Source organism: Methanobrevibacter sp. (assembly GCF_017468685.1).
In the GTDB taxonomy this organism is placed as follows: Archaea; Methanobacteriota; Methanobacteria; order Methanobacteriales; family Methanobacteriaceae; genus Methanocatella.
The window spans coordinates 1-6,075 of sequence record NZ_JAFUHT010000032.1; the positions used below are offsets into that span (position 1 = coordinate 1).

The 6,075-nt window shown below is 28.7% G+C and carries 4 protein-coding genes; 1 reads left to right on the forward strand and 3 read right to left on the reverse strand.

Translation table 11 applies throughout. The features are described 5' to 3' along the window. The 3 genes from IJ258_RS04630 to IJ258_RS04640 all read right to left on the reverse strand — a co-directional run. The coding region (locus IJ258_RS04630; RefSeq protein ID WP_292803632.1) for a flavodoxin family protein at positions 1 to 315 on the reverse strand (315 nt) is incomplete at its 3' end. Positions 316 to 405: 90 nt separating this feature from the next. Continuing rightward, a complete protein-coding gene (locus IJ258_RS04635) occupies positions 406 to 2,418 on the reverse strand; it encodes a hypothetical protein (RefSeq protein WP_292803634.1) in 2,013 nt (670 codons plus the stop codon). Further along, entirely contained in the window at positions 2,419 to 3,825 is a 1,407-nt protein-coding gene (locus IJ258_RS04640; RefSeq protein ID WP_292803637.1) for a right-handed parallel beta-helix repeat-containing protein, read from the reverse strand. A gap of 922 nt (positions 3,826 to 4,747) precedes the next feature. On the opposite strand from IJ258_RS04640, the gene IJ258_RS04645 reads away from it, so the two are divergent. Continuing rightward, positions 4,748 to 6,061: an IS4 family transposase gene (locus tag IJ258_RS04645; RefSeq protein ID WP_292803640.1), complete on the forward strand. Its 1,314-nt coding sequence runs from the start codon at positions 4,748 to 4,750 to the stop codon at positions 6,059 to 6,061. Positions 6,062 to 6,075: the final 14 nt, after the last annotated feature.

Genomic DNA, 6,075 nt, shown 5'->3' on the forward strand with positions numbered 1-6,075 from the left:
GTTAAAAATAGAATAAAACCTATCAATAATTGTTTTTGCCTGTGCAGTCATCTGACCAAAGTATATTGGTGAAGCTAAAATAACACCAGCGCCTTCTGCCAATTGGTCAATGATTTCAGCACCATCATCATTGAATCTGCAGTCTTTGCCTTTTGCACAGATTTCACAACCGCTACAGGGATTAATATCCAACCCTTGTAAGAAATATTTCTTAACTTCATGACCGTTATCTTCAGCTCCCTTAATCATCTCATCCAAAACACGATTAGTATTGCCCTTTTTTCTAGGGCTTGCCTGTAATGCTAAAATTTTCATAATAATCAATCTCCATTGTTAATTAATGAATTCTGATTATTTATAAGTTACTATAAAAAAAAGAAAAATTGGAAGTTAAAAACTTCCAGTTTATTTGCGTTTCCTAATTCCAAATCCACCAACTATTAAAAATACTGCAAACAATGCCATTAAAGGATTACCTGTTGCATTTTTAATGTTAGTTTTTATTTCTTTTTTAGGAATTTCACTTTTATTTAATATTGTGTTTTTACTACTTTTATTTAATATTGTGTTATTACTCTTATTTAATGGATTTGTGTGATTTTCGAGGACTACAGTATTGTTTTGTGTTGTTTCATTATTAGTTACATTTGAACCTGCAATTACTGAATTTGTAAATTCACCTACACGAGTTGTATTGAAAAATACTGTAAATGAAGCAGATTCACCTGGGTTTAATTCACCTGAGTATTTAAATATGTCTCCTTTTTTGGACCATTTATCACCAGTGAATTCGTAATATATTAATCCCTGATCATATTTTTCATAAACAAAAATACTGCCCAGTTTACAATCCCCAGTATTTGTTACAATTATTTTAAAGGATGTTAAACTTCCAATTTTAACGTTTTGAGTTAATGTGATTTTTTCAACTTTCAAACCAGGTTTATATACTGTAGTTGTATTATTAGCAGTTTGATTTTCAGTTATATTTGAACCTGCTATTACAATATTTGTAAAATTGCCCGCTTTGACTGTATCAAAGGTAATGTTGAAACTAGCGGATTTCCCTTTAGCCAATACATCATTATAAATGTATTTATCACCTTGTTTTATCCATTTCTCACCATTGTAACTATTATATTTTAAACCATCATATGATTTTTCAACCACAAATACATCTTTTAAATCATAATCCCCTGTATTTTTTATGATTATTGTAAATACTGTCTGATTACCAATATAAACAAATTTAGTTAATGTTAATTTTTCAACAGCTAATTTAGGTGCATATACTGTAAATTTAACAGTATCATTTTTAAATGTATAATTACCAATTCCGACACTTACAGTGTTATTCATTTCTCCAGCTTTTGTTACATTGAATATTAAAATGATATTCGCTGTAGCGTTTGGAGTTAATGTATCATTTAACGTCCATATTTTTGCCTGTTTATCATAGGTCCAATTAAATTTTGAATTAAATGAACTGTAAATCAAACCGTTTGAGAAGCTTGTTTCATTAATCCAGGCATAAGTTAAATTACATTTACCCTCATTTTTAACAGTGATATTGAATTCAACTTGTTTGCCATTAATTACAGGATTTGTAATTACTTCTTTTTTAACTGTTAAATTAGGATTATAGGTTATATTAAATGCAAATACATTCTGAGTTCCAGATGGAGTGATAATTTCTTTGAAATTAAATATTGCTACAGTTCCATTATCATAAACTCTTAATGCATTAACTGTAGGTACCCTATAGCCGGAGTCGTATAATGACATTATTTCTTGAACAATTTCATTATCGCTGCTTTTAAATTCATGATCAGTGAACATATTCACTAATTTTTGAAGATTTCCATGCTGTGTTTCATCATTCCAATATTTAAGTATTAAAATCTTGAGATATTCTCCAACACGTTCTTCACTTAATGAATTTTGAGCATATCTTAAATTTTCCCATAATACTCCATATTGAGGATAATCAGCATACTCCTCCATACAATATGCATAATATCCCGGCATAATCGCAATTTCATTTTCAACGTCATAATCCATTGTTAAATAAGTTGTATGATTCATTGATAATGCTACTTGACCCGGATGAATATTATTTGATTCAATTAATTTTGTAGCTGCAAGTACAACCCAATTATCATCTGCAGAGTTTTCATAAAATTTTGAATCTGAAACATCTGCAATTATAGTACAAATTGCACCACCATGATTTGCATGATTATTTATAAATGTTGAATTTGTAATTGTTGGATAATCAGCACTCACAGCACCACCATATCCTTGAGCAAAATTATCTGTAAATGTACAATTATTTATAGTATCTCCAAATCGAGTACTTGAAATAGCACCTCCACCATATCTGTAAGCTTTATTGCCTGTGAAAGTATTATTCTCCAATTAATTATGACCTCTTTCATATAATATTGCTCCCCCAATCATAGCTTTATTATTATTGAAATCGGAGTTATATACATGAGTATCTATTCCCCATGAATAGATTGCTCCACCTTTTGTACCTAAGTTAGGTTCACCATCCTGCTCTTCGATTACTCCATTTTCATTGAATGTACAGTTGTTGATGGTGGTATTTGTTATATTGTGGTTTGAAACAACCTGAGCAATATAAATTGCTCCACCTCTTGCAGCCCAATTTTTATCAAATGTACAATTCTGTATTAAATTATCATTATTTCTTACATAAATTGCTCCACCATTATCTCTAACTGCATTATCATAGAATTTTGAATTAAGAATTTGAGTATTTGCACCCTGAGAATAAATCGCTCCTCCCCAATTTGTATTTGAATTAGCATTAAATATCTGATTAGATATGAATGTACAATTATCTATTACATTGTTCGGATTTACAGTAATTATTGCTCCACCATAACTTTTTGCCGTATTTCTTTCAAATGTGTTGTTTGCAATATAGTTACTGCCCGCACGTGCACAAATTGCACCTCCATGTCCTTTGTTTGCACTGTTTTTTGAAAATGAATTATTCACAATGCTTGCATAACCATAATTATAAATATTTACTGCTGCACCCTGAGTACCCCGATTATTATTAAATGTATTGTTTATTATTTTAGCGTAAGGTCCGTCAATTGCAATTGCACCACCATAACCTGCATCACATCCTTCAAAGGTATTGTATTTTATTTGTGTATTTTTACCTTTAGAATAAATACCTCCACCATATGATACTGGGTCATTATTTTTAATAATGCAATCCTCAACCAACAGATTATCTCCAGAGTTTACAATTGCTCCACCACAATATGCATCTTTACCGTCTGTAGTTTTAATGACTGAACCTCCACCATTAATTAATGTTAATCCTTTAATTGTTATACCATTATTAGATAACACAAATACTGATTTTATATTTTTTGCATCAAATATAGGTTTTGCATCATTATAAGCCATTACAGTAGTATTTTCTTTTAAAGAAATACCATAATTACTTGAACCGGTGTAGGTGCCCTCCATTATATAAATAACATCATTTTCCTTATAATTGGCATTATTAATTACAGATTTCAAATTTCCAAAAGGTTTGGATTCAGAACCGTCTCCTCCTGTTGCACCATTTTTTACATACCAGGCGTTTCCATCACTCAAAACATCATCATCATTCGCTGATTTTAAAGTGTCAGAAACACCATTATTTTCAACCACCATATTACTATCATCTGTTTTAACCATAGAAGCATTAATGTCTTCTGCAGCTGAAACAGCAGTCAAACATACTATTAATATACTAACTAATAACAGAATTTTAAATAGTTTATTGTATTTCATTTTTTCCCTCTCTCGAGAGTCAAATCAAAATATAAACTGATCAAACAAATAATTTAATAATATACATTAAATTTATTCCAGTTAATTCAAGCTAATAATAAATAATATTTCCAATTGTCATCATGCTAATTAAAACAAAATAAAACTATAAAATTAGATTTATCCATTATAATAACACTAAATCCGTAAATACCACCCATTGCCAGTTCAAATTCATTCTGAACATTTGACTTTTATATTTATTTAAAATTGATTTAACCCAATAAATCGAAAATATATTATTTAAATTAATCGGAATTTAAAATTCGATTAAATACATTTTTACAACAATAATCACAAATCTCCATTAATTATTATTGCATACTAATTATTATGTCTGCAATATATTTAAAATTTATCAATGTCGTCAACTTAATTTTTTCTAAAAATTCTTATTTTTCTTTTTATTAGTATATTATTACTTTATTGATAATATATAGTGTGTATCTTTGTTATTTTTTAAAAATAATATTTTATTATTTGTTGTTGTTTGTTTAAATAGTTATTTGTCTTTTATTATTCTGCAAGCAGTATAGTTCTAAACTAATTTAATTGCTACGCTATTCATTTTACTTGGTGGTGGTGAAAATTTCTTTAATTTTTAAATGGTTGATATTCATGTAAGTATACTTTTTATTAAAAGTATTTATGCTTTAAAAATAGATTTTGAGAGTAATACAAAGTTTTATTAAGGATTGAGGGAATATTATATATTATGCAAAAAAATAACAAACCCTCAGTACTATATTGGGGAAAGAAACTAATTAACTTTTCTATTTTCATCCAAAAAATAGAATTTAAGAAACTTGTTGTTAAATCTTTGAAAAACAGAAAAAACATCGATTTAATGTTATTTCTTCCCAATATAGTGTTGTGATGCTTTATGTTTTACTATATTAAAAATACGTTTGAAAATATTGTAAAACCTATTGATAAATATGTTATTGGAGAAAATAAATTTACAAGAAACAGTAAATTTTCATTTAAGGATTATGTGACTTTCCTTTGTTTTAACAAAGGAACCTCCAATCAGGCAGATCTTGAAGACTTCGTCGAAGACAATTTCACAACAGATATCCAACAAATAACAAGACAAGCATTTTCCAAACAACGAACATATATCCATCCAATCGTATTTAAAGAAATAAGCAAACAATATCTGCTTGAAATAAATTATCACAAAAATTACGACTTTTTTAAGACCTATAAAGGATTTAGATTGTTTGGTGGTGATGGATCTGATTTTGAAATTCCAGATTTTGAAGAAGTTCGAAAGGAATTCCAAATCAAAGACACAGAAAAATACAGAAAACCAGCTCAAGCCAAATTTTCATCAATAATGGACTTATTAAATGGATTTATACTCGATGGAATCATAGGTAACTACAAACAGGCCGAATTACCACTAATGCACAAAAACATAGAAAATATCCAAGATTTAATCACACCCGAAAAATCAATTTTCATTTTTGACAGAGGATACAACGCAATGGAACTATACGCCAATATAATGTCCATGAATAGTTATTTTATCGTCAGATTAAAAGATAGAAACTATATCGACGACAGATACAAAATAACAGAAAACGACTCAGAAATACAATTAGAAATCACAAAAGACAGACTCAAAAAATTCCACAATAAAACCCTAAAAGAAAAATACAGCAAAATAAAACACTTAAATTTAAGAATACTAACAATAACACTAGAAAACGGAACAACAGAATCATTACTAACGAATATACTGGATAAAAACTTCACAATCGAAGATTTCCAAAAACTCTACAATCTACGCTGGGGAATCGAAACCAACTACAATACAATGAAAAACAGACTAAACATAGAAAATTACACAGGAAAAAGAAAAATTACCATCAAACAAGACATATATTCCAAATTCCTCAAATACAACATCTTCCAATACTACAGAATATACTTTAACCTATTAATCAACCGAACAAAAAGACAAAAAGGAATAAAACAGGAATACAAAGTCAATCAAGCACACCTAATACGAAAACTCAAAAAATACCTCCCCATAATGATTCTAAATCCCACAAAAGAAATAATCAGAAAATACACGAAAAAACTAATAGATTCCTGCACACAATCGCCAAACAAAAATGTCAAAAATCCAACAACAACCAGAAACAAGAAAAAACAAAGAAAATTCAACATCAACTACAAACCAACATAAAAATCAGGAAAAAA